Genomic DNA, 4,383 nt, shown 5'->3' with positions numbered 1-4,383 from the left:
ACGGTGAGCGCACCCAGCTTGCGCGCGATGGTCGCGACGACCGGCGCACCGCCGGTGCCGGTGCCGCCGCCCTCACCCGCGGTGACGAACACCATGTCGGCGCCGCGAAGCAGTTCCTCGATCTCGTCCTTGGCGTCTTCGGCGGCCTTCTTACCGACCTCGGGGTCGGCGCCGGCACCCAGCCCACGGGTCGAGTCGCGGCCCACGTCGAGCTTGACATCGGCGTCGCTCATCAACAGCGCTTGCGCGTCGGTGTTGATGGCGATGAACTCGACGCCCTTGAGCCCCTGCTCGATCATCCGGTTGATGGCGTTGACGCCGCCGCCACCGATCCCTACGACGTTGATGACAGCCAAATAGTTGTGCGGCGGGGTCATCATTCTGTCTTCCTCCCAGTGGGATTTGCCTGTTTCGTAACGACTGGCAAACCTCAACCTCAACTAAAGGGTTAGAGTTATGTCAAGTTGTTTCGCGCAAACAGAACGGTATGGCCGCCGCGCGCAGGATCGATGCAGGCGCGCCGAAAATCCGCGGGCGAATTTCGAGCGATTTTTCGCCGGGTCGCCGAGCGTCGCACCGAAGTGACGATCGCGAGTAGCCGCGGCTACTTGACGGTCGGCAGGTCAGGGCTGGACACGTCGTAGACCCGGCCGGGCTGGGTCAACAGAGCGGCCAGTTTCTCGGCCTTCTCTTCGGTGCGCTCGTTGGTCCCCCAGATCACCGTGCGCCCGTCGATGAGCGTCAAGGTGATTGACGCCACCGACGGCGCGGCAATCCGGCTCACCTGTGCGACGACGTCGGGTCGCAGCGCGGTCAGCACCACGAGCGCGGCTTTGGTCGGCGGATCGGACGGACCTGGGTTGTCGACGTCGATGTAGGGCAGCGCCGGTGGCGGCGGGGCGGTCGCGAAGTCGACCCCGTCGCGGTCGTAGAGATGCGGGCCATCGGGAAAGTCCTTGACCACCAACGGAACCCGCTCGGCGACGGTGATCCGCAGCGCCGACGGGTACTGGCGCTGCGCCCGCGCGCTCGCCACCCGCCGAATCGCGGCCACCCGGTCGGCGACCCGGTCGGTGTCGATCTGCAGCAGCGGCGTGCCGAGCCGAACCTGGGCGGCGTCGAGCACCTCGTCGCGGGACACCGCTCCAATCCCGACGACGATGATGCTCCGCGCAGACATCACCGGCGTGAAGTAGAGAACCAGCCCGAGTGCAACGGTGAGCGCGGTCAGCCCCACCGTCGCGAGCGCCAACTTCAAGCCCCGGACCGCCCCGCGCGCAGCGGGTTTGGGCGTGTCCCCGGCGCGCCCGCGGGCCCGGCGTTTGGCCTCTCGGCGAGCCTGCTCGATCGCCGTCGCGCGCTCCTGTGCCGCGCGCCGCTCGGCGCGTTCCCGCCGAGCCCGCCGACGGGGACCCTCCACCACATCGGGCTCCGCGGCGTCGTCGGCCGCAGCGATCGGTTCGGTGACAGTGCTGTCGGCTGCGCTGCCCGTTTCGGCCGGCACGTCGCCGTCTTGCTCGGTCACCACAACACCCCCGGCGTTCCCGGCATGCTGCGGTTTGCCCGCACCCGCAGTGCGGTCAAGATTTCCGGGCCAAGCATGGTGACATCGCCCGCACCCATGGTGACGACGACATCACCCGGGCCGGCCGCCTCGGCTACCGCTTCGGCGACCGAGGAGAAATCCGGCAGATACTGCACCGGCACGCTGACGTGCTCGGCCACGCTTGCCCCACTGACACCGGCGAGGGGCTGTTCGCGTGCGCCGTAGACGTCGAGCACGAAAACTTGGTCGGCGGCGTCCAGCGCGTGACCAAACTCGGCGGCGAAAGCCTTTGTCCGCGAATACAAATGCGGCTGGAACACCACCAGCGACCGACCTGTACCGCTCTGCTCCAGCAACGTGCGTACCGCGTCCAGCGTCGCGCTGATCTCCGTCGGATGATGGGCATAGTCGTCGAACACCCGCACCGAGGCCGCGGTGCCGATCAGCTCGAAGCGACGACGCACCCCTTCGAAACCGGCCAGTCCGTCGAGCACACAGTCGGCGGGAGCGCCGATCTCGATCGCCGCGAGCAGCGCACCCAACGCATTGAGTGCCATGTGTCGGCCGGGCACCGACAGCCGCATCACCCATGGATGGATTTCGCCGGCCAGCTTGACGTGGGCGACCGCCCCTGTGCCCTGCTGTTCCCAGGACAACAGCGTGCCGTCCAACTCGGCCGCCTGGCCATCAGACCCGGCGCCATACCGCAGCACCCGTATCCCCAGCGCCGCAGTGCGTTCGGCCAGCGCAGCCGCTCCCGCGTCGTCGGTACAGACCACCAGCGATCCGCCGGGCGCAATTCGCTCCGCGAAGGCGTCGAACACCGCGGTGTAGGCATCGGAACTGCCGAAGAAGTCCAAATGGTCCGACTCGATGTTGGTGACCACCGCGACGTTCGGGGTGTACTCCAACAGCGAGCCGTCGCTCTCGTCGGCTTCGGCGACAAAGCAGTCGCCGCTGCCGTGGTGGGCGTTGGTGCCGGCCTCGCCCAGCTCGCCGCCGACCGCGAAGGACGGGTCCCGCCCGCAATGCTGCAGGGCCACGATCAGCATCGAGGTGGTCGTGGTCTTGCCGTGCGTGCCGGTGACCATCAGCGTGGTGCGCCCGGCCATCAACTTGGCCAGCACCTCCGGGCGCAACAAGACCGGGATGCCGCGACGGCGGGCCTCGACGAGCTCGGGATTGGTCTTCGGGACCGCTGCGTGGGTAGTGATCACCGCGGTCGCGCCGCCCGGGAGCAGATCCAGCGACGACGCGTCATGCCCGATGCGGATCAGCGCGCCGCGGGCGCGCAGCGCACGCACACCGCGCGACTCCTTGGCGTCCGACCCCGATACTTGTCCACCCCGATCCAGCAGGATGCGGGCGATGCCCGACATGCCTGCTCCCCCGATGCCGACCATGTGCACCCGCTGCAGCTCGGGGGGCAGCGGTGGGATGTTCACCGCCGGTTCCCCCGCAAGCGGGTGGGGGTACCCCCACCTCCGGCGGTGCGCCCGTCACGCGCCTGCTTTGCGACACCCAAGGCGACGCGAGCTACCTGCTGAGCCGCGTCCGGGTGACCGACCAGCGCGGCGGCCTTCGTCATCGCCGCCAGGCGCGGCGCGTCGTTGAGCAGCGCGGCCACCCGATCGGCGACGAAGCCCGGCGACAGCTCCACATCGGCGACCAGCAGGCCGCCGCCCGCATTGATCACCGGTAATGCATTGAGCCTCTGCTCACCGTTGCCGATCGGTAGCGGCACATAAACGGCGGGCAGGCCGACGGCGGTCACCTCGGCGACCGTCATTGCGCCAGACCGGCAGATGGCCAAATCGGCGGCGGAATACGCCAGGTCCATCCGGCTCAGGTAGGGCACCGCAACGTAGGGCGGGTCGCCGGGTTCCGGGGTGCGCAGCTCAATGGTGTTTTTCGCGCCGTATGCGTGCAGCACGGCCACTCCCGCGGCCGCCAGATCGGCCGCCGCGGCGGCGACCGCCCGGTTGATGGACGCAGCACCCTGCGAGCCGCCGAATACCAGCAATACCCGGGCGTCGTCGGCAAAGCCGAAGTGTGCGCGCGCCTGCGACCGCAGGCCCGCGCGGTCCAGCGAGGTGATGGCCGCCCGCACCGGCACGCCGACCACTTCGGCGTGCGCTAGACCGGGATCGGGCACTGCCGACAGCACCCGCTTGGCGCTGCGGGCGCCGACGCGATTGGCCAGCCCGGCGCTGGCGTTGGCTTCGTGGATCACCACCGGCACGCGCCGTCCCCGCCGGGCAGCCAGATACGCCGGCAGCGACACGTAGCCACCAAAACCGATCACCACATCGGCGTCGACCTTGTCCAGCACCGCACGGGTCTGCCGGACAGCGCGCCACACCCGTATTGGCAACCGAGCCAGGTCACCGGTGGGCTTGCGGGGCAACGGCACCGGGGTGATCAGCTCAAGGGCGTAGCCGCGCTCGGGCACCAGCTTGGTCTCCAACCCGCGCGGGGTGCCCAGCGCGGTGATGCGGACCTGCGGATCCAGCGCGACCAAGGCGTCGGCGACCGCCATCGCAGGTTCGACGTGGCCGGCGGTACCGCCCCCCGCGAGCACCACCGAGAGCGACGAGTCCCCGGTTGACCCTTTGACCGAGTCGTTCACCGATAGCGCTGACCTTCCAATGCACTCTTTACGCGACCATGGCCAGTGCTTGCGTGACGCTGGCCGGTGTACCGCTGTCCGCCTCCATGATGCCTTGACCGGGATGCCCGCCGGCCCGCCGCGGGCGGTTTGGCCGGCCGGGCGGCACGCGGGGTCGGCGACTTGCGCTGCGGCTTGGCCGGCTGGGGGCGGCTGCGCAGCCGATCAC

4 protein-coding genes and 1 pseudogene are annotated in these 4,383 nt (G+C 69.5%); all 5 read right to left on the bottom strand.

The genetic code is table 11. The features are described 5' to 3' along the window. Positions 1 to 377, bottom strand: a pseudogene (locus WBF82_RS19885) (cell division protein FtsZ); the annotation flags it as partial. Between the two features lie 227 nt (positions 378 to 604). Then, the gene (locus WBF82_RS19880) at positions 605 to 1,528 is read right to left on the bottom strand and encodes a cell division protein FtsQ/DivIB (protein ID WP_424384654.1); all 924 of its coding nucleotides are present in this window, start codon (positions 1,526 to 1,528) and stop codon (positions 605 to 607) included. After that, complete coding sequence (gene murC, locus WBF82_RS19875; protein WP_424384655.1) at positions 1,522 to 2,949, bottom strand: UDP-N-acetylmuramate--L-alanine ligase; 1,428 nt, start codon at positions 2,947 to 2,949, stop codon at positions 1,522 to 1,524. The genes WBF82_RS19880 and murC overlap by 7 nt, the downstream gene beginning before the upstream one ends. Positions 2,950 to 2,987: 38 nt before the next feature. Further along, entirely contained in the window at positions 2,988 to 4,175 is a 1,188-nt protein-coding gene (gene murG / locus WBF82_RS19870) for an undecaprenyldiphospho-muramoylpentapeptide beta-N-acetylglucosaminyltransferase (protein ID WP_424384653.1), read from the bottom strand. A gap of 28 nt (positions 4,176 to 4,203) precedes the next feature. Further along, positions 4,204 to 4,383, bottom strand: a 180-nt coding sequence (locus WBF82_RS19865; RefSeq protein WP_424384652.1) for a hypothetical protein, incomplete at its 5' end; no start/stop codon positions are given.

The organism is Mycobacterium sp., assembly GCF_049673265.1.
Classification (GTDB): domain Bacteria; phylum Actinomycetota; class Actinomycetes; order Mycobacteriales; family Mycobacteriaceae; genus Mycobacterium.
The sequence above is the reverse complement of the archived record's forward strand: the minus strand, read 5'-3'. Positions and strand labels throughout refer to the sequence as shown.

Excerpts from the sequence above, each read along its gene's own strand:
- murC (WP_424384655.1), bottom strand. The coding sequence starts at position 2,949 with ATGGTCGGCATCGGGGGAGCAGGCATGTCGGGCATCGCCCGCATCCTG.